The sequence below is a fragment of the Tenacibaculum aestuarii genome (assembly GCF_964510395.1).
Taxonomy (GTDB): Bacteria; Bacteroidota; Bacteroidia; order Flavobacteriales; family Flavobacteriaceae; genus Polaribacter; species Polaribacter aestuarii.
The window spans coordinates 1,027,113-1,046,731 of record NZ_CAZEFY010000003.1; the positions used below are offsets into that span (position 1 = coordinate 1,027,113).

Here is a 19,619-nt window from a genome sequence, read left to right on the forward strand (position 1 = left end):
GAGTTCTCTTACTCTACGCTTCATTACTTTTATATTTTAGTATCCTTACTTAATATCCTGTAATAATACCTCAACTGCTTTCTTTAATTGAGCATCTTCGCCTCTATCTTTCCATCCTGGTGCATTTTTTACTAAATAATCAGGAGTTGCTGGTGCTTCATTTTCCATATTCTCTCCTGTTTTCTTTACAAACCACGCTCTAAAAGGCATACGAACCATTCCGTTAGCTAGTCGCTTACTTCCTGTAGATACAACAGCGCCAAATGTTGGCTGACCAACTAATTTTCCTAATCCTAAGCTTTTGAATGCATGTGAGAAAATTTCAGCATTAGAATAACTGTTTTCGTTACATAATGCTACCACTGGCTTAGTGTTAACCGATAAAATAGCACGTTCATTAAACGGATAGTGATCAGCAAATTTCTTATGATTCTTTAAGCTATTTACCGCTCCTCTTGGAATTGTATATGCATGCTGATCTACATTTAACACCGCCATCAATCTATCAGTAGTCCACCCACCACCATTGTAACGCACATCGATTACAATTCCTTTTTTACCATAACCACTAGCTTTTAATTCACGTTCAAAACGCTCAAAACTTGGCATGTTCATTCCTTGAATATGAATATATCCTAATTGACCGTTAGAGTATTCATCTACTAACTTCTTTCTTGAATTTACCCATTCTTCATATTGTAAATTTCTAAGAGATCTTTCTGGACGCAATACAACTTCTTTCCCTCCATCTAAACTTAATAATATCTCTTTTGATTGCGTGTTTTTTAATAAGCTGTAAAAATTAGTATTCTTTTCAATCTCTTTACCATTAACAGCAGTAATAACATCACCGACTTTCAATTTACTATTAGATTTATCAGCTACTGAATTTGGTAATACGTATAAAATTTTTACTCCTTTTTGGGTGTTTTCTACCTCTAGTCCTAATACTCCTACTCTATCACTTTCGTTTCTTGGAGCACTTCCTCTATACCCCATGTGACTTGCGTTTAACTGCCCTAAAAGTAAGTTAAACATATAGGTATAATCTTCATGGGTAGTTGCTGATAACACCCAAGGCTTGTACTTTTTCACTAAAGCATTCCAATTGTATCCATGGAATTCAGGATCGTAAAAACCAGCTGTTAAAGCACGTATTCCTTCTTCAAAAACTTGTTGATTTAACTTTTCAATATCTACTGTATAAGTTGCGCTATGAGGAAGATTGGTGATTTTATCTGATTTAGTATCTAACTGAGCTAATTTTCCTCTTGAAGTAAAGTAAACTTTCCCTTTATTATCTGAGAAATTACCTGCATCAGCTACTCCTTTTACTAGTTGAGGCTTGCTTCCATCCCATTTTACCTTATATGTGCTTCTCTTTTGTGTTGCAGGATCAGTAGCTGAGAAATAAATAAACTCACTATCTGCACTAAACACCGGGCTATACTCATTATCTTGTAAAGAAGTAACTTGAACTAAACGATCATAAATTTTATCTTCATCTATTTTTACTTCTACTTTTTTCTTGGCTTTTTTATCCTTTTTATCTTTTGACTCTTCTTCTTTTTTCTCAGGATAATATGCTCCTTCTTCACGATCTAACTTTGTTTTTTCCCAGTCAGATTTTTCCAACCAAACCATCCATACATCATAGTTGATTCCGCTTCTGTTTGATAAGAACGCTAATTTTTTACCATCTGCACTCCAAATAGGATTACGATCACTTCTTGGATGCATTGATACATTCATTTTTATTGCTGGATTTGCTACTGACTGAATAAAAATTTCACTATCAAAATTCAAATCTTCTTGAGAATATGCTATGTATTTACTATCTGGACTCCACGAAACTCCTTCAGTTTCTGCCCAAGAATTAGAGTACTCTTTTGCATTCGTAATTTTTCCTTTTTTAATATCTCCAATCATTAAAACACCCCTTCCTACTTGGTAAGCAATCTTCTTTCCATCAGGAGAAACTAATGAATATTCAACATCTTCTTTACTGTTCGTTAGTTTTGCTACTTTAGTTTTTAAACTACGGTGTAATCCGACTAAAGTATCTGTTGATACAGCGCTAAACAACTCAAAATGTCCGTCTCTATCCGAAGAAAATACTACTGTTTTGTTATTTAACCACTGTGGATTGATATCTCTATACGGATGCTTACTTACATTGTTAGAGTATTTTTTTTCTTTGTTGTTTTCTTTTACGAAAATTTCTCCATTAATCTCTAAAGCGATACTTTTCCCATCAGGAGAAATAGCATAATTACTTATTTCATTAGAAACTGTTTTTGTTTCTTCTTCAGCAAAACGATTATCTGAAATAATTTTTAAATCAATTTTTTCAGCTTTTCCATTCTCTAATTTGTAAGCATCAACTCCACTTAAGTATACAATAGTTCCGTTATTACTTACTGAGAAAGTACGAACACCGTCTTTAGTTTGTTTTGTTAATTGAGTTGCTGTTCCGTTTGCTGTTCCGTTTGCAGAAATTGCTTGTTTGTAAATATTATAACGCCCACTCTCAGCTCCTATATAATATAGATTCCCAGCAGCATCCCAAGCAGGTGAATGATCATTTTTATTACTTGTAGTTATTTGATCGTATTGGTTTGTCTCCGTGTTGTAAATCCAAATATCACGTTGAGCTGAACCTGTATAATCTTCACGAGAAATACGACATGCTCCTTTAGTAAAAGCGATTAATTTCCCGTTAGGAGATACTGTCGCCATTTCTCCATAGGCTGTTAACAAACGACGAGGCGTTTCTCCTTTTTCATTTACCACATACATTTGTTTATCCCACTCCGGACCTCTTAACACACGCCCTGTAGTAAAAACAACATCTCCTTCTTTTGTCCAATCCGTTGGTGTGTTGGCTGTTGGATAATATGTTAATTGCTTTGGAACGCCTCCATTTACAGAAGTTATAAACACATTATCATTTCCTTTTCTATTAGAAGAAAACGCAATTTCGGTTCCTTTTTCATTCCATACAGGATCGCTTTCATACCCCTTATGAATTGTTAATCTCTTTGTTTGTTTGTTAGTAAAATTGTACAGCCAAATATCACCATAATAACTAAACGCCATTTGAGAAGCATCTGGGCTAATCGCTGGCTTACGTATTAATGTAGTTTGAGCTGACAAGAAATTACTTGCTAAAAGTGCAAGTCCTAAAAATACTTTTTTTGTCATGTTGTTTGTTTTAAAAAGACCAAATTACTTGTTTAGGACTATAACTACATAAAAATTAGCAATTTCTTAACAAGTTTTAATAGTTGATATAAAATTTACAACTCCATTAATTCCTTTTCTATCTAACTCTTTAATGAATGCGGATCCAATTATAGCTCCATTCATATAATTACAAGCTGTTGTAAAAGTTTTATTATCTGAAATACCAAAACCAACAATCAATTTACTCTGCAAATTCATTGCTTGAATTCTTTTAAAATAAGCTATTTGTTCTTCGGAAACTTCTCCTTTCGCACCTGTGATAGAAGCTGAAGCAACTACATAAATAAATGCTTTGGTTAAGTTATCAATTTTACGAATACGTTCTTCAGAAGTATGTGGTGTAATTAGAAACACATTTGTGAGTCCATAGTTATCAAATAACTGTTGGTAATGATTTTCATACTCCACCATTGGTAAATCTGGAATAATTACTGTATCAATTCCACAATCTTTTACTTTTTGGCAAAACTTATCTTCTCCGTATTTTATAATCTGATTTACATATCCCATTAATACCAAAGGAGTTTTGTTGGTGTTTTTTATAGAAGATAATTGTTCAAAAACCACATCGAGATTCATACCATTTCTCAGTGCTACATCACTACTATGTTGAATGGTTGGTCCATCAGCTAGCGGATCAGAATACGGTAAACCTACTTCAATAAAATCTACTCCATTATTACTTAATTCGGCAATGATTTTTGTAGTATCTTCTAATTTTGGAAAACCTGCTGTAAAGAATATTGATAGTAAATTATTTTCCTTTTGATTGAATATATGTTGAATTGAATTCATTATTTTCTGTGTTGTTTAAATCTAAAATTATGTGAGGTTTTTCACTTCGTTCGAAATGACAGGTTAGTCTAAATATTTTATATACGTTTCTAAATCTTTATCTCCTCTACCTGATAAATTCACTACAACTACTTGATCTTTTTGTAAATTCATTTTTGGTAATACTGCCAAGGCATGTGCACTTTCTAACGCAGGAATAATTCCTTCTATTTTTGTCAATTCATACGCTGCTTCTAAAGCTTCTTTATCAGTAGCATTCATAAATTTTGCTCGTTTCGTTTCATGCAAATAGGCATGCAAAGGCCCCACTCCTGGATAATCCAATCCTGCGGAAATTGAATAAGGTTCTACGATTTGCCCATATTCATCTTGCATTAATATTGTTTTACTTCCATGGATTACCCCTACTTCTCCTAATTGAGAAGTTGCCGCGCTTTCACCTGAATCAACTCCTAATCCCGCTGCTTCAACCGCAATCAATTCAACCTCCTCTTCATCTAAATAATGATAAAAGGCACCTGCCGCATTACTTCCTCCTCCTACACAGGCTATAATGGTATCAGGATTTTCTTTACCTGTTTGTTCTTTCAACTGCACTTTCATTTCTTCTGAAATAACCGCTTGTAAACGTGCTACCATATCTGGATATGGATGTGGCCCTACCACAGAACCAATTAAGTAATAGGTATCTGGATGCTGAATCCAATAACGAATTGCTTCATTCGTAGCATCCTTTAGTGTTTTACTGCCACTAGTAGCAGGCACTACTTTTGCTCCTAACATTTTCATACGAGCTACATTTGGTGCTTGACGTTTAATATCGGTTTCTCCCATAAAAACAACACACTCTAAATCCATTAAAGCACAAACCGTTGCTGTGGCCACACCATGCTGTCCTGCACCTGTTTCAGCAATAATTTTGGTTTTTCCTAAATGTTTTGCTATCAAAATCTGACCAATTGTATTGTTTACCTTATGCGCTCCCGTATGATTTAAATCCTCTCGCTTTAAATAAATAGTAGCTCCGTATTTCTCTGACAATCTCTTTGCTAAATACAATGGACTTGGACGCCCTACATAATGCTTCAACAAATCTTTGTATTCCTTTTGAAAAGATTCGGATTCTATTATTTCTATATAATTATCTTCTAATTCTTTTACATTAGGATACAATAATTCAGGAATAAATGCTCCTCCAAATTGTCCGTAATACCCATTATTGTCTGGTTGAAATTTCATATAATTAGCTTTTAGCTGTTAGCTTTTGGCAATGAGCCTTAAACTGTTTTATTTTTTCTACTGATTTTACTCCTGGCTTGGTTTCAAACTTGCTATTCACATCAATTGCATAGCAGTATTGTGATTCTTTTCTTTTAAGAAAAGATTGTAATTCTCCGACTTCTTCTAAGCCTATTCCTCCACTTAAGAAGTACCCTTTTGTTGAATTATAATCTTTTAAAACTTGCCAATTAAATGTTATCCCATTTCCTCCTCGCTCTTTCCCCTTGGTATCAAACAAAAAGTAATCAACTACTTCTTCGTACGGCTTTAAAAGCTCAAAATTGAATTCTCCTTTAATTCCAAATACTTTGATGATTTCTACTTTTGGTAGATGTTGTTTTAACTCTTTAATATATGCTACAGGTTCATCTCCATGTAACTGAACTGCTTCTAACTGATATTCTTCAACTAATGAAACTACTATTTCTACATATTCATTTACAAAAACGCCTACTTTTTTGATTCCTCTGGGCAGCTTCGGAATGATTCCCTCGAAATTTCTTGGTGATTTATCATAGAAAATAAACCCTAAATAATCGGGTTTCAATTCAGCTACTTGCTGAATATTTTCTATAAATTTCATTCCACAAACTTTTAGTTTCATATTATCTAATTTGATCAATGAATTCTTGGCATGCTTGTCCTGGGTTTTCAGTTTTCATAAAGTTTTCACCTATTAGAAAGCCATGAAAACCATGTTCTTTTAACCCTGTTATAATTCTTGGATCTGAAATTCCACTTTCTGAAACTTTTACAACCGTATCTGGAATTTGACTTGCCAAGTTTATTGAGTGTTCTAAATCAACTTCAAACGTTTTTAAGTTTCTATTGTTAATTCCTATAATTTTATTGTCCAAATCTCCAATTTTATCTAAATCTTCTTGGGTATGGATTTCATACAAAACCTCCAATCCTAAATCAGTTGCTAGCTGACCGTAATTCTTTAACTGCTCTGTTGTTAAGCAAGCAACGATTAACAATACAACGTCTGCACCAATTGCTTTTGCTTCTACTATTTGAAATCCGTCAATAATAAAATCTTTTCTTAAAATGGGTTTTTGCTGATTAATTACTCGTGCTTCCATCAAATCTGCCATCGCACCTCCAAAAAAAGAAGTATCAGTTAAAACAGATTGTGCTGCTACATTGGCGTCTAAATATCCATTAGTTACTTCAGTAATCGTTGCTTTGTCATTGATAATTCCTTTAGAAGGTGATTGGCGCTTGAACTCTGCTATAATTCCTGTTGAATAAGGCTCCAACAATGATTTTTTCAAAGAAATTGGTTGTCTTTTAAAATTCGGACTTTCAACCAATTTTTTAACAGCAACTTCAGCTTTTATTTTTGCTACTTCCTGTTTTTTAAAGGCTATTATTTTATCTAGTATTGTCATTTTATTTTCTTCTTTTATTGAGAGGTTCCTTCACTTCAACTACGCTCAGTGTCCGTTCGGAGTGACGGTTTTTTATTTTAATTTACTAATTTTTCTAACGATTGTTTTGCTTTTAATCCTAATAACGAATCTTTCGCTTCTTCAAAAGCGGTTTCAAAACTCTTATTTTTATTGAAAGTTTTTAGGGCAAATGCCGCGTTGGTTAATACTACATTATTTTGCGCTTCTGTTCCTTTTCCTTTGATTATGTTCACAAATATGTCCGCAGCTTCTTTAACGGTATTCCCTCCAAAAATAGCTGATGGAGCGATTTGTTTTTGTCCTAAATCTGACGGAGAAACTTGTTGCTCTGCCTCTTTTGTGAATAACTTAAAATCTCCTGTTAACGATATTTCGTCGTACCCATCTAATGCATGTACCACAGCATAATTTACGTTAGATTGTTGCAACATATAATTGTACACTCTAGCCACCTCTAAATTAAACACCCCAACCAACTGATTTTGTGGTTGACTAGGATTTACCAGCGGCCCCAACATATTAAAAAATGTTTTTACCCCTAATTCTCTACGAATGGGAGCTACTACCTTCATCGCTGGGTGAAATAACGGAGCGTGTAAAAAACAAATGTTTGCTTCGTCTAACTGTCTCTTCAATGTAGTTTCGTCGTTCGTAAAATTATATCCTAAAAACTCTAACATATTAGAGGATCCTGAAGCAGAAGAAACTCCATAATTCCCATGTTTTGCTACTTTATTACCTGTTCCCGCAACAATAAATGAAGTTAACGTTGAAATATTAAAGGTGTTTTTTCCATCACCTCCTGTTCCACACAAGTCTATGGTATTAAAATCAGATAAATCTACTTTAATCGCTAACTCCAACAAAGCTTCTCTAAACCCTGACAATTCATCTACTGAAACTGGTCGCATTAAAAACACGGTAATAAATGCAGCTATTTGTGAAGCATTGTATTTTTCTTGTGCGATGTTTATCAATACTTCTTTCGATTGCTCTTTGGTCAATCGTTTTTGTTCAAATAGAGTGTTTAGTATTTTTTTCATTTCTTTTATGTTTTCTACAGAATAAGTTGACTCTCCTTTAACAGATTTCTCACTTCGCTCGAAATGACATTAATTATTTATACTTTCTATAAAATTCTGAAGCATCTTTTTTCCATCTGGTGTTAGAATGCTTTCTGGATGAAACTGTACCGCTTCAATGGCAAACTCTTTATGACGTAATGCCATAATTCCTCCATCTTCATCAATTGCTGTTACTTCTAGTTCCTCTGGAAAATTAATATGAGAAGCTATCCAAGAATGATAACGAGCTGCTTCAAATGCTTCTGGAATATCTTTAAAGGTAACTGTATCACTCTTGGTTACTTTCATTTCTGTAGCAACTCCGTGAAAAACCTCACTTAAATTTTCTAACTCTCCTCCAAAAACTTCAGTAATTGCTTGCAAACCCAAACACACTCCAAAAATTGGAATTTTACCTGCATACGTTTTAATGGTTTCTTTTAAAATACCTGCTTCATCAGGAATTCCTGGTCCTGGTGATAGAATAATAGCATCATAATTTTTAATTTCTTCTACAGAAATTTCATCATTACGATATACATCAGGTAACTTTCCTGTGATATCTTCTACATAATGTACCAGATTGTAGGTAAATGAGTCGTAATTATCTAATATTAATATCTTCATATTTATAGTATTGAGTATTGAGGTTTGAGTATTGATAAAACATGTATATCCCACATCTAAATACTAACATCTCAATTCTAATTTTATATTTCTTCTGCTAACACTAATGCTTTTTTTAATGCTGCTAATTTGTTATTTACTTCTTGTAGTTCGTTTTCTTCTTTTGAATTAATTACAATTCCTGCTCCTGCTTGATAAAACAAGGTATTGTTTTTACTCACGAAAGAACGAATCGCAATAGCTTGATTTACATTTCCGTTTAAACCAATAAAACCAACACATCCGCCATAAAACCCTCGAGTTTGATTTTCATAGGTATCAATCAATTCCATAGCTTTGTATTTTGGAGCTCCACTTAATGTTCCTGCAGGAAAGGTATCTCCTACAATTTCTATAGGGTTTCCTGTAATTTTACCTGTTACTGTTGATACCAAGTGAATTACATGACTAAAATACTGCACTTCTTTATAGGTTTCAACTGTTACGTTAGTAGCGTGTTTACTTAAATCATTTCTTGCTAAATCAACCAACATTACATGTTCTGCATTCTCTTTCGGATCATTAGCTAATTCTTTAGCTAATTTTCTATCTTTCTCATCGTCTCCTGTTCTTCGAAAAGTTCCTGCTATTGGATTGATTACTGCTTGACCTGCGTCAATTTTAATTTGTGCTTCTGGTGAAGATCCCATTAATTTAAAACTTCCATAATCAAAATAGAATAAATAAGGTGACGGATTGATGGAACGCAAAGCTCTATACACATTAAATTCATCTCCTTTAAACTGTTGTTGAAATTGACGCGATAGTACCAATTGAAAAACATCTCCTCTCTTGCAGTGTTCTTTTGCTTTTAATACATTCTGCTTAAATTCTTCATCTGTAATGTTAGAAGTTTCTTCTCCTTGAAAAGTAAAATCATATTGAGCAAACGATTGAGAATTCACTAAATTTTCTACTTCAGACAATCTAGATTCTTCACCTTCAGGAATATTCTCTATTAAAATCATTTCATTTTTAAAATGATTGATAGCCACAATAAATCGGAAAAAACTGTATTGTAATAATGGGATGTTGGAAGGTGCTTTTTTTGAGTTAAACTTTATGGTTTCAAAATATTTAACTGCATCAAATGTGGTATATCCATACAACCCATTGAATGATTTGATTTCATCTGAACAATTTACTTCAATCAAGTTACTGTAAGCATCAAACTTTTCATAAAAATCTCCTTGAATCGATTCTCTTTTCTTTTCTTCTTTTTTATAAAACAATAACAGTTCGTCATTTTCTGCCTTAATCGTAACCAAAGGTTCTATACATAAAAATGAATAACTGTTTTCTTTACTGTGATAATCAGAACTTTCTAACAGCAAACTATTTGCATACTTATCTCTTGTTCTTAAGTACAAACTTACTGGCGTAACCATATCCGCCAATTGTTTTTTAGAAACTGTTGTAAACTTAAGCCCCCTTTTTATTCCCCTTAAGGGGGAAAATGATTCGTTTATATTTTTATCTTTTTGATTATTCATTGTTTGTTTTTTTTTACTTCTCCTTCCCTTTGGGAAGGTTGGGTTGGGCTAAAAAAAAAGGCTTATCATGAGATAAGCCTTTTCGTTGTATTATAGATATAACAAGATGGTCTCACTAACGTAAGTTATGAGTTTTCCACCACCAGTTATTTAATTGTTGATTCATCATTATGATGCAAATGTATAAAGTGATTTTGAATTGACAAATTTTTTTAGATTAAAAAAATTAGCCCGTAACAAAAAGAAAATTAGTTAATTGAAAAATCTTCTTTAGAAAAGACTATATCTATAGGTGAATTTCCTACTCCTTTTACCTTTTTAAAAACAGAAGCATCTTCGTTATAAATTACTAACATACTTTTATCTGTATCAAAAAAATCTTCTGCTCCTAAAACATATATTTTTCCTGTTGTAGGATGCTCTCTTACGATGGTTATAAGCATCACTCCATCCATTATCGGATTTACAAACTCTGTTGCTTCTTTGCTCTCTGTATTAAAACGATGAATTGAACCTGTATTCACCTCAACCCAATAAATAGTATTACTAGAAGAACTCATTGTAAGCATGCTTGTTTTATACAAATTTACCCCATCTAGAGTAATTGTTTCTGCTACTGAATAATCGTTTGCAAGACTTACAAATTGTGCTTTTTCACCTACTCTCTTCTCAGTTCCAACCCAAATTTGGTTGTTTTTATCTTTTAAAATTCCTGAAATAACATCTTCAAATGTTACTGCTGTTTTTAATGATTTATCTTTAAGGTTTAATACTTTCAACTCTTTATCGTCAGCAATTAACATATTTTCACCATCTACTAAAAGTCCCGACTTAGAAAACAATACTTTATCTGAAATTCCTTCTATTTTATCTTTTATTCCTTCATTTATATTGAAAAATGACAAGCTGTATGTTTTGCTTCTTCCACTTCCAGCAGTTGAAATCATTAACCCTTCAGTTTCAGAAAACATTGTTAAATACGAAGGATCAGTAACCGCAGAAGTTGTTACTACTTTTTCTACAGCTAAATTTTGCAAATCAAATTTTGTAACAAAATCAGGACCTGATTGTGATACTGTAAATAGTTTGTTTTCATATTCTGAAAAAGAAATTGTGTTTTTATTTAACGATTCATACACATTAGATGTAAAAACCTGATTTTCATCTAAATACCCAATTACTGTTCCTTCACCTTCATAACCTACAATAAAAGAATTATCATAAATTGGAGTTGGTTCATGTTTTATTGAATCACTTGAACAAGAAAAAAATGTCATAAATAGACATAACAATGCAATACTGTAAATACGTATCATCTTTATAATTAATTTAAAATTTCAGAAAATAAAAACACTTCCAAACATTAAACTCTTTAAATGCTTGTGTGTATTATTGTTCATCCTCTTAATCCCGAAAGGACAACAACAAATAAAATTTTGGCAGGTCTCCTGACTAACATCTTATTACTACCTTCCCGTAAAAAAAACAGTGGTGTAAGAAATAATAAGTATCTATTTAGAATAGACGTAGCTTACAGTTGCGGGTACAGTTTAGGATTTTCACCTAATTCCCTTTTAATTTTCTTTTCTTCAAAGAAAAACCGCGGCAAATATATTTTAGTCCAAGTAAAGAATCATAAACTTTAACAATAATAATCTGTATCTCTCCTAATTCTTCAACCTAACTTTATACACATCAACCTTTTGCTAAAAAAAATCAAGCAACAATAACTTTTATCTTAAAAAATAATTACAAATAATCATCTTTTTTTAATTTTAAGTTTAAAATTAAAACTGAAAATAAAAATATCATTTACACAAAACAACATGATTAGTTTATTTGCATTGCAATAATTAATTAAAAACAGAAATTATGTGTGGAATTGTATGTGCGTTTGATTTAAAACAACCTTCAGATATATTAAGACCTCAAATTTTAGAAATGGCTAAGAAAGTTCGTCATAGAGGTCCGGATTGGAGTGGAATTTACAGCGATGAAAAAGTAATAATGGCGCATGAGCGATTAGCAATCGTTGATCCAGCTTCTGGTCAACAACCATTATTTAGTTATGATCGTAGATTTGTGTTAGCTGCCAATGGAGAGATATACAACCACAAAGAAATTAGAAAACAACTTAAAGAACAACACGAGTTTTTAACACAATCTGACTGTGAGGTTATCTTAGCTTTATACAAAGAAAAAGGTGTGGAGTTTTTAGATGACCTAAACGGAATCTTCGGCTTCGCTGTATATGACTCAATGACTGATGAATATTTAATAGCTCGTGATCATATGGGAATTATCCCTTTATACATGGGGTGGGATAAACATGGAACCTTTTATGTTGCTTCTGAATTAAAAGCTTTAGAAGGAGTTTGCAACAAGATTGAAGTATTTCCTCCTGGGCACTATTACACTCGTGAAGATGGATTACAAAGATGGTATTCTCGTGACTGGATGGAATATGAAGCTGTTAGAGATAACCAAACTTCTATTGATGAAGTACGTGATGCTTTAGAAGCTGCTGTTCATCGTCAATTAATGAGTGATGTACCTTACGGAGTTTTATTATCTGGAGGATTAGATTCTTCTATTACCTCTGCAATTGCTAAAAAATATGCGGCGAAGCGTGTAGAATCTGACGACAAAGATGCCGCGTGGTATCCACAACTACATTCGTTTTCTGTTGGGTTAGATGGATCTCCTGATTTAGCTGCAGCAAAAAAAGTTTCAGAACATTTAGGTACTATTCACCATGAAATTACCTTTACCATTCAAGAAGGATTGGATGCTATAAAAGATGTAATTTACAACCTAGAAACCTACGATATTACAACAGTTCGTGCTTCTACTCCTATGTATTTAATGGCACGTGTTATTAAATCAATGGGTATAAAAATGGTCTTATCAGGTGAAGGTGCTGACGAACTTTTTGGAGGATATTTATACTTCCACAAAGCTCCAGATGCTGAAGAATTTCACAAAGAAACAGTACGTAAATTAGATAAACTATATCAATATGATTGTTTACGTGCTAACAAAAGTTTAATGGCTTGGGGAATTGAGGGACGTGTTCCATTCTTAGATAAAGAATTTATGGATGTGGCTATGCGTATTAACCCTGAAGATAAAATGATTAACGGTGAACGTATGGAAAAATGGGTATTACGTAAGGCTTTTGAAAGTTATTTACCAAAAGAAGTTGCTTGGAGACAAAAAGAACAATTCTCTGACGGAGTTGGTTATAACTGGATTGACACTTTAAAAGAAGTTGTTGAGGCTGCTGTTACCGATGAAATGATGGAAAATGCTGCACATCGTTTCCCTACTCAAACACCAAGAGCAAAAGAAGAATATTTCTATCGTACCATTTTTGAAGAACATTTTCCTAGTGAAGCTGCTGCATTAACTGTGCCTTCTGTGCCTTCAATTGCGTGTAGTACACCAACTGCATTAGCTTGGGATAAAAGTTTTCAAAACCAAAACGAACCTTCTGGTAGAGCCATCAAAGCTGTACATGAAGATGCTTACTAAGAAAAATCTTAGTTCAGATTTTAGTTGTGTAAAACCTCGCCAATTGGTGAGGTTTTTTTATTCAAAATCTAAAATACTATCTGCTTTTATTAAACTGATCAGAGCATTAATTTTCTGCATCATTTTATTATAGAACTTATTTTGCTCTTTTTCTCCAGAGGTATTTAAAAGTTTCGAATGCTTAATTTGATTCTCCATGTAGTTTTTAGCTTCTAAACATGTTTCGCTATCTGCTGTTTTAAAATATGAAAGCATAGAATTTGGGACAAATAGAAGCTGTTGCTCTTGGTTAAACACCAGTACATTATTATTCATCAATAAAAGTTCATTATAGTAAAGTTCAAATCCTTTATTTTCTAAAACCTTTTCAGAAATACTATTCAACAACACCTTTAACTCTCTACAAAGACTCATTGCTTCAATCGCAGAGATTTGCCCTGCTTCATAATAAAAGTAAATCTGTTTTAGCGTACTATTGATAGTTGTTGTATCCCAAATTTCAGACACATTCAAAAAGCTGTAAAAATCTCCAAGCCGCTTTCCTGACTGTATAGTAGATAATTTAGGGTAGAATCTATCAAAACGAACATTTCTAAATTCTACACACAGCAACTTCATCCAAACATACATTTTAAATCTACTTAATAACGAATCATCAATTAAATAAAACAGCGGGATGTCTTTTGCTGAATAGTAGATTTTAAAACTCTTATCTTTTGCTGTTTCAACTAATAAGTTATAAGAGGTATCAAAATATTCTCGCAAACTATCTTCATCCTTTATTTGAAGTGTCTTTTCTACTGATACATAATTTTTCACTACTTCTCCATACAATGTATCTAATGAAAAGTTAAAATGTTTAGCTAACAAAACTGCCTCATCTAAAGAAATCTTGCTTTTTAAACTCGTCCTTCTGTGCGCAGCATCATAACTAATCTGTAAAACAACAGCCAATGTATCGTTAAGTGATTTGCCTCTTAACTCTTTTTTTATTCGCTCTAATAAAACCTTCTGAAACATTTTTAAAAATAATCATTTTGTGATAATCACAAAAATATTTTTATAAAACCGCTAATCAAACAATTAAAACTTGATTAATCACAATAATTTTACCATAAACAAAATCAATAAATTATGAAAAATATTTGCTTACTATTACTAGTTTGTTGCTTAACTACACAAGCGCAAAGCAGAAAATTTAGAGCCCCTATTTGGACAACTCATTCTAAAAACACAGATATTGCTGGTGTATCAATCGGCACTTTTCCAAAATCAATTTTTACAGACTCTACACTAACCAGAACATTCGGGGTACGATTAGAGATTCCCGGTCTTGGTATACTTCTGCCACTTATACCTAAATCTCCTTTATCAACCAGTTTAACAGAATTTGAAAATAAACTTGATTCAGAACCTTCAGAAATTGTATATGGAATAAATCTATCATCTGGATCAACAGCAGAAACTCAAGTTAATGGTATTTCAGGTGCTTTCATTGGTCAGTATTTCATAAAAATGAACGGGATAGCAATTGCAGGAATAGGAAATATAATTGAAAAACAAAACGGAATGGCATTAAGTATTTTAGGAAATGACAGCTACGTTATGAATGGTCTCAGCGGGAGCTTCATTGGAAATCATACACAAACTTTAAACGGAGCTCAAATTGGAGGATTTAACGTTTCAGAATTCACCAATGGAATCCAAATTGGAATCCAAAATAACAACAACAAAAAACAAAACTTAACTAATGGAGCCCAAATAGGAGTTTTGAACTACACAGAAGACCTTCAAGGTGTTCAAATTGGATTAATTAACAACACAAAATCATTAAAAGGTATTCAAATTGGTTTATGGAATAAAAATGAAAAGCGTGCTCTTCCTATCATAAACTGGAACTTTTAAATTATAAAATCATGTTAAATTTTACAAATCAGGTTGCTATTGAATCAATTTTAATAGCAAAAAGAACAATTTTAATACACCTTTCTAAGTCTAGTGTTTAATTTTGTTACACCCTAAATTAACTATTACTCACACTCCCCATTTTTATTATTTAACCATAAAACTTAGTACCATGAAAAAATTAGTATTTGGTTTACTTTTCCTAGGTCTAACCAACCTGGCTCACTCCCAAAATGATATACAAAAAAACATTATTTTGGAACCTGTTACCATTAAACCTTTAAATTTAAGCTACCTTAAGGAAGTTCAACGTGAAGACACTCCTGAATTTGCTGTAAACCTACAAAACGAAGCCGCTAGGTATGATATTACTGAAGACCCAATTTTTGGCAAAGAATTTGAAGCTTATGAGGTTATTTTTAAGTCAAAAAATGATGAGACATCTGGTTTAATTACTGCCACTTATGACTCTAAAGGTAAAATCATGAGTTCTATAGAACGTTACAAAAACATTTTACTTCCAAAAACTGTTAGAACAGCTATTAACAACAAGTATCCTGGATGGGTTATATACAAAGACGTATATCTTGTTACCTACAGAGACAATAGCAAATCTAAACAAGTATTTAAAGTACAGATAAGAAAAGATGGAGAAAAGAAAAACCTAAAACTTGATTATGACGGAAACATTCACTAAAACCGATTGCTAACTAAAATTTACATCAACATTAAAAAAGCATTTTACAATATTGTAAAATGCTTTTTTAACATTTACCCATAAAGCACCCCGTTTTTTACCTGTTTAACATCTAGTTAACTATTTTGAACTTATCTATTTGTTAACTTTACACATGGCTGTTTACCTTATTCAACATATAACAACTAACAAAACAGCAATAGAATTAGCTATTGCTTTTTACTCCAAACTTCAACTAACACTTTTTAAAAAGTGTATTAACTGTTGGGTTGACTACAAAAAAAACAGCGTTTTTTACCTAATAAAAGCAATTGATAAAAAAGACATTAAAAAACTGTATCACAAATCTATTAACCTGCAACCATATAAGATCTCATCTGTTAATAGTCATTTAGCATATGCTTTTTTTAAAAGTGAACAACAACTTAAAGTAATACAGTCAGAATTTAATTATAACTTTCACGAGCATTCCATTTTATTTTTAGCAAAAGCATTTAATAAAAAATTATTGTTATGTAAATTAAAAAAACATAAAGCTCAGGAAACATTATTATATAAAAAAACAATTATTCAAAACCTTATTCATTCTTATGGAGGAAGTCAAATCGAAACTAAAGAAAAGGCTTTCATAGCTTCTTTCCCTTCTTTAAAAAAAGCTTTTGATTGTTCTGTTTCGATTCAAAAAAGACTAAACAAAAAAATTGATTGCTTTCCTGTTAAAATTATTTTACATCCTTACGATTATAATCAAGAAAACAATTCTTTACATTCAACCATTAGTAAACTTAACGAACTCCTTTATTTTATAAAAACTAAAAAGCAACTCATCATTTCATCACAAATAGCAAACTCAAATACTTACTCTAAATACACCGATTTTAAACATAACAATGTATGTTTTAGATTAAATCCTGAAGCAGAAAACTTCTTACTCTCATTATTAAGTACAATCTCAAAAAATTATCAAAACCCTAACTTTAATATCCCGAATATTGCTTCTATGATGATGATGTGTAAAACTAAACTATATAGAAATTGTAAAGCAACAACAGGGAAATCTATTAATCAGATTGTTAAGGAATTTAGACTTTTAAAATCAATCAAATCAATAACAGTGGGGACTTCTGACATAAACCAAACCTCTATTGAAGTTGGCTTCAATAGCTCTTCTTATTTCTCTAATTGTTTTAAAAAGAAGTTTGGAATTTCTCCAACAACTCTACAGAAACAACAAGAAGAACTTAACATTCCTTACTATATTTAATATTTCAAAAAGGTCGTTATTTTCTATATTTATATTATATCAACTTCCTTTCTCCTATCAAAAAAACAACTTCTAAGGCTTTTTTATCTTTATCAGCTTCAATAACAAACCACAAAAAGTAAAACACCTTGTTTAAACTAGTTTTTAAGCGTTTTAAAGCGGTTTTGTTTTTTTTAACAAATGTTGATAATTTTTACTCAAAACCGCTTAAAAACTTTATTTTAAGGTTAAAAAAACGTAAATTTGTAAGACTACAAAAGTCGCTTTCGGGCGATTTTTTCATGAAAAGACTTTAATTTAATTCACTTGATAATGAGCGAAGAAAAAAAACATAATTATTCCGCCGACAGTATTCAAGCACTGGAAGGAATGGAGCACGTACGTATGCGTCCGTCCATGTATATTGGGGACGTTGGGGTTCGTGGTTTACATCACTTGGTATACGAAGTAGTAGATAACTCAATCGATGAAGCTTTAGCTGGCCACTGTGATACCATTGAAGTTACAATTAATGAAGACAACTCAATTACTACGAAAGATAACGGTCGTGGTATCCCTGTAGGAATTCATAAAAAAGAAGGTGTTTCTGCTCTTGAAGTTGTAATGACCAAAATTGGTGCTGGTGGTAAGTTTGACAAAGATTCATATAAAGTATCAGGAGGACTTCATGGTGTTGGGGTTTCTTGTGTTAACGCACTTTCTGATCATTTAACTGCAACCGTACACAAAGAAGGTAAAATTTGGCAACAAGAATACGAAAGAGGTAAAACTTTATACCCTGTAAAAACTATTGGAGAAACGGATTTTACAGGAACCATCGTTACCTTTTTGCCAGACAAATCTATCTTTCAACAAACTACAGTATTCAATTATGATACCTTAGCTACTCGTATGCGTGAATTAGCATACTTAAACAAAGGTATCACTATTACGCTAACAGATAAACGTAATAAAAACGATGAAGGCAATGATATTGTTGAAGTATTTCATTCTGAAGAAGGTTTATCAGAATTTGTGAAGTTTTTAGACGGAACAAGAACACAGATAATTCAAGATGTAATTTCGATGGAAGGTGAAAAAAATGGAATTCCTGTAGAAGTTGCTATGGTGTACAACGATTCGTATGCTGAAAACCTACACTCATATGTAAATAACATCAACACTCACGAAGGAGGAACTCACCTATCAGGTTTCCGTCGTGGATTAACACATACCTTAAAAAAGTATGCCGATGAATCTGGCTTACTAAAAAATGTAAAGTTTGAAATTGCGGGTGATGATTTCCGTGAAGGATTAACAGCAATTGTATCGGTAAAAGTTGCAGAACCTCAATTTGAAGGGCAAACAAAAACCAAATTAGGTAACCGTGAAGTAAGTGCTGCTGTATCACAAGCAGTATCTGAAATGTTAACAGATTACTTAGAAGAAAACCCAAATGATGCCAAAACCATCGTTCAAAAAGTAATTTTAGCAGCACAAGCACGTCACGCAGCTCGTAAAGCTCGTGAAATGGTACAACGTAAAACTGTGATGAGTATTGGTGGTTTACCTGGTAAATTATCTGACTGTTCAGAAACAGATCCAGCAGAGTGTGAAATCTTCTTAGTAGAGGGTGATTCGGCAGGTGGTACTGCTAAACAAGGTCGTGATCGTAACTTCCAAGCTATTCTTCCCTTAAGAGGTAAAATCTTAAACGTAGAAAAAGCAATGCAACACAAAGTTTTTGAAAATGAAGAAATCAAAAACATGTTTACTGCTTTAGGGGTTACTATTGGTACAGAAGAAGATCCTCGTGAATTAAACTTAACAAAATTACGTTACCATAAAGTAGTGATTATGTGTGATGCCGATGTTGATGGTTCTCACATTGCTACCTTAATCTTAACATTCTTCTTCCGTTATATGCGTGAAATGGTTGAACAGGGATATATTTACATCGCTACCCCTCCTTTATACTTGGTTAAAAAAGGACAAAAACGTGAGTATGCATGGGATGACAACCAACGTGATTTAATTGCTCAAAAATTGGGTGGTGGAGTAACCATTCAACGTTATAAGGGTCTTGGAGAGATGAATGCTGAACAATTATGGGACACTACAATGAATCCTGAGTTTAGAACCTTACGACAAGTAACTATTGATAATTTAACTGAAGCTGATAGAATTTTCTCTATGCTAATGGGAGATGAAGTTCCGCCACGTAGAGATTTTATTGAGAAGAATGCTAAATATGCAAATATTGATGCTTAAACCAATTTC

General features: G+C 32.5%; 15 protein-coding genes and 1 riboswitch. Of the genes, 5 read left to right on the forward strand and 10 right to left on the reverse strand.

Annotated features, from left to right (window positions below; all coding sequences use genetic code 11):
• Nucleotides 1-45: 45 nt before the first annotated feature.
• From ACKTSU_RS10990 to ACKTSU_RS11030, 9 genes are all read right to left on the reverse strand, one after another.
• A complete protein-coding gene (locus ACKTSU_RS10990; RefSeq protein ID WP_408036427.1) occupies nt 46-3,204 on the reverse strand; it encodes a S41 family peptidase in 3,159 nt (1,052 codons plus the stop codon).
• 66 nt (nt 3,205-3,270) lie between these two features.
• A complete protein-coding gene (trpA, locus tag ACKTSU_RS10995) occupies nt 3,271-4,041 on the reverse strand; it encodes a tryptophan synthase subunit alpha (protein WP_408036428.1) in 771 nt (256 codons plus the stop codon).
• A 63-nt stretch (nt 4,042-4,104) separates the two neighbouring features.
• Nucleotides 4,105-5,280, reverse strand: coding sequence for a tryptophan synthase subunit beta (gene trpB, locus ACKTSU_RS11000; protein WP_408036429.1), 1,176 nt, complete (start codon nt 5,278-5,280; stop codon nt 4,105-4,107).
• A gap of 4 nt (nt 5,281-5,284) precedes the next feature.
• Nucleotides 5,285-5,926, reverse strand: coding sequence for a phosphoribosylanthranilate isomerase (locus ACKTSU_RS11005; RefSeq protein WP_456243494.1), 642 nt, complete (start codon nt 5,924-5,926; stop codon nt 5,285-5,287).
• Nucleotide 5,927: 1 nt separating this feature from the next.
• On the reverse strand, nt 5,928-6,716 hold the full coding sequence (gene trpC, locus ACKTSU_RS11010; protein ID WP_408036431.1) for an indole-3-glycerol phosphate synthase TrpC: 789 nt from the start codon (nt 6,714-6,716) through the stop codon (nt 5,928-5,930).
• A 77-nt stretch (nt 6,717-6,793) separates the two neighbouring features.
• Nucleotides 6,794-7,780 carry an anthranilate phosphoribosyltransferase gene (gene trpD, locus ACKTSU_RS11015; protein ID WP_408036432.1) on the reverse strand — a complete coding sequence of 329 codons (987 nt, stop codon included), beginning with the start codon at nt 7,778-7,780 and terminating at the stop codon, nt 6,794-6,796.
• Between the two features lie 69 nt (nt 7,781-7,849).
• Nucleotides 7,850-8,428 (reverse strand): anthranilate synthase component II, encoded by a 579-nt coding sequence (locus ACKTSU_RS11020; RefSeq protein ID WP_408036433.1) that lies wholly within the window; start codon nt 8,426-8,428, stop codon nt 7,850-7,852.
• An 83-nt stretch (nt 8,429-8,511) separates the two neighbouring features.
• Nucleotides 8,512-9,855, reverse strand: a complete 1,344-nt coding sequence (locus ACKTSU_RS11025; RefSeq protein WP_408036916.1) for an anthranilate synthase component I family protein — start codon at nt 9,853-9,855, stop codon at nt 8,512-8,514.
• A gap of 353 nt (nt 9,856-10,208) precedes the next feature.
• On the reverse strand, nt 10,209-11,276 hold the full coding sequence (locus ACKTSU_RS11030) for a hypothetical protein (protein WP_408036434.1): 1,068 nt from the start codon (nt 11,274-11,276) through the stop codon (nt 10,209-10,211).
• Nucleotides 11,277-11,381: 105 nt separating this feature from the next.
• Nucleotides 11,382-11,580: riboswitch (cobalamin riboswitch) on the reverse strand.
• A gap of 252 nt (nt 11,581-11,832) precedes the next feature.
• On the opposite strand from ACKTSU_RS11030, the gene asnB reads away from it, so the two are divergent.
• The gene (asnB, locus tag ACKTSU_RS11035; protein WP_408036436.1) at nt 11,833-13,494 is read left to right on the forward strand and encodes an asparagine synthase B; all 1,662 of its coding nucleotides are present in this window, start codon (nt 11,833-11,835) and stop codon (nt 13,492-13,494) included.
• 57 nt (nt 13,495-13,551) lie between these two features.
• On the opposite strand, the gene ACKTSU_RS11040 is transcribed toward asnB, so the two are convergent.
• Nucleotides 13,552-14,514, reverse strand: coding sequence for a hypothetical protein (locus tag ACKTSU_RS11040; RefSeq protein ID WP_408036437.1), 963 nt, complete (start codon nt 14,512-14,514; stop codon nt 13,552-13,554).
• Nucleotides 14,515-14,628: 114 nt separating this feature from the next.
• On the opposite strand from ACKTSU_RS11040, the gene ACKTSU_RS11045 reads away from it, so the two are divergent.
• From ACKTSU_RS11045 to gyrB, 4 genes are all read left to right on the forward strand, one after another.
• Nucleotides 14,629-15,399 carry an LA_2272 family surface repeat-containing protein gene (locus ACKTSU_RS11045; RefSeq protein ID WP_408036439.1) on the forward strand — a complete coding sequence of 257 codons (771 nt, stop codon included), beginning with the start codon at nt 14,629-14,631 and terminating at the stop codon, nt 15,397-15,399.
• 172 nt (nt 15,400-15,571) lie between these two features.
• Nucleotides 15,572-16,096, forward strand: a complete 525-nt coding sequence (locus ACKTSU_RS11050) for a hypothetical protein (RefSeq protein WP_408036441.1) — start codon at nt 15,572-15,574, stop codon at nt 16,094-16,096.
• A 154-nt stretch (nt 16,097-16,250) separates the two neighbouring features.
• The gene (locus tag ACKTSU_RS11055; RefSeq protein ID WP_408036442.1) at nt 16,251-17,360 is read left to right on the forward strand and encodes a helix-turn-helix domain-containing protein; all 1,110 of its coding nucleotides are present in this window, start codon (nt 16,251-16,253) and stop codon (nt 17,358-17,360) included.
• 312 nt (nt 17,361-17,672) lie between these two features.
• The gene (gene gyrB, locus ACKTSU_RS11060; protein WP_408036443.1) at nt 17,673-19,610 is read left to right on the forward strand and encodes a DNA topoisomerase (ATP-hydrolyzing) subunit B; all 1,938 of its coding nucleotides are present in this window, start codon (nt 17,673-17,675) and stop codon (nt 19,608-19,610) included.
• The last annotated feature ends 9 nt before the right edge of the window (nt 19,611-19,619 follow it).

Bases quoted from the DNA above. Each gene is read 5' to 3' on its own strand.
- gyrB (WP_408036443.1), top strand. From the start codon at position 17,673: ATGAGCGAAGAAAAAAAACATAATTATTCCGCCGACAGTATTCAAGCA.
- ACKTSU_RS11055 (WP_408036442.1), top strand. From the start codon at position 16,251: ATGGCTGTTTACCTTATTCAACATATAACAACTAACAAAACAGCAATA.
- ACKTSU_RS11005 (WP_456243494.1), bottom strand. From the start codon at position 5,926: ATGAAACTAAAAGTTTGTGGAATGAAATTTATAGAAAATATTCAGCAA.
- ACKTSU_RS11040 (WP_408036437.1), bottom strand. From the start codon at position 14,514: ATGTTTCAGAAGGTTTTATTAGAGCGAATAAAAAAAGAGTTAAGAGGC.
- ACKTSU_RS10990 (WP_408036427.1), bottom strand. From the start codon at position 3,204: ATGACAAAAAAAGTATTTTTAGGACTTGCACTTTTAGCAAGTAATTTC.
- trpC (WP_408036431.1), bottom strand. From the start codon at position 6,716: ATGACAATACTAGATAAAATAATAGCCTTTAAAAAACAGGAAGTAGCA.
- ACKTSU_RS11030 (WP_408036434.1), bottom strand. From the start codon at position 11,276: ATGATACGTATTTACAGTATTGCATTGTTATGTCTATTTATGACATTT.
- ACKTSU_RS11050 (WP_408036441.1), top strand. From the start codon at position 15,572: ATGAAAAAATTAGTATTTGGTTTACTTTTCCTAGGTCTAACCAACCTG.
- trpA (WP_408036428.1), bottom strand. From the start codon at position 4,041: ATGAATTCAATTCAACATATATTCAATCAAAAGGAAAATAATTTACTA.
- trpD (WP_408036432.1), bottom strand. From the start codon at position 7,780: ATGAAAAAAATACTAAACACTCTATTTGAACAAAAACGATTGACCAAA.
- ACKTSU_RS11025 (WP_408036916.1), bottom strand. From the start codon at position 9,855: ATGGTTACGCCAGTAAGTTTGTACTTAAGAACAAGAGATAAGTATGCA.
- ACKTSU_RS11020 (WP_408036433.1), bottom strand. From the start codon at position 8,428: ATGAAGATATTAATATTAGATAATTACGACTCATTTACCTACAATCTG.
- asnB (WP_408036436.1), top strand. From the start codon at position 11,833: ATGTGTGGAATTGTATGTGCGTTTGATTTAAAACAACCTTCAGATATA.
- ACKTSU_RS11045 (WP_408036439.1), top strand. From the start codon at position 14,629: ATGAAAAATATTTGCTTACTATTACTAGTTTGTTGCTTAACTACACAA.
- trpB (WP_408036429.1), bottom strand. From the start codon at position 5,280: ATGAAATTTCAACCAGACAATAATGGGTATTACGGACAATTTGGAGGA.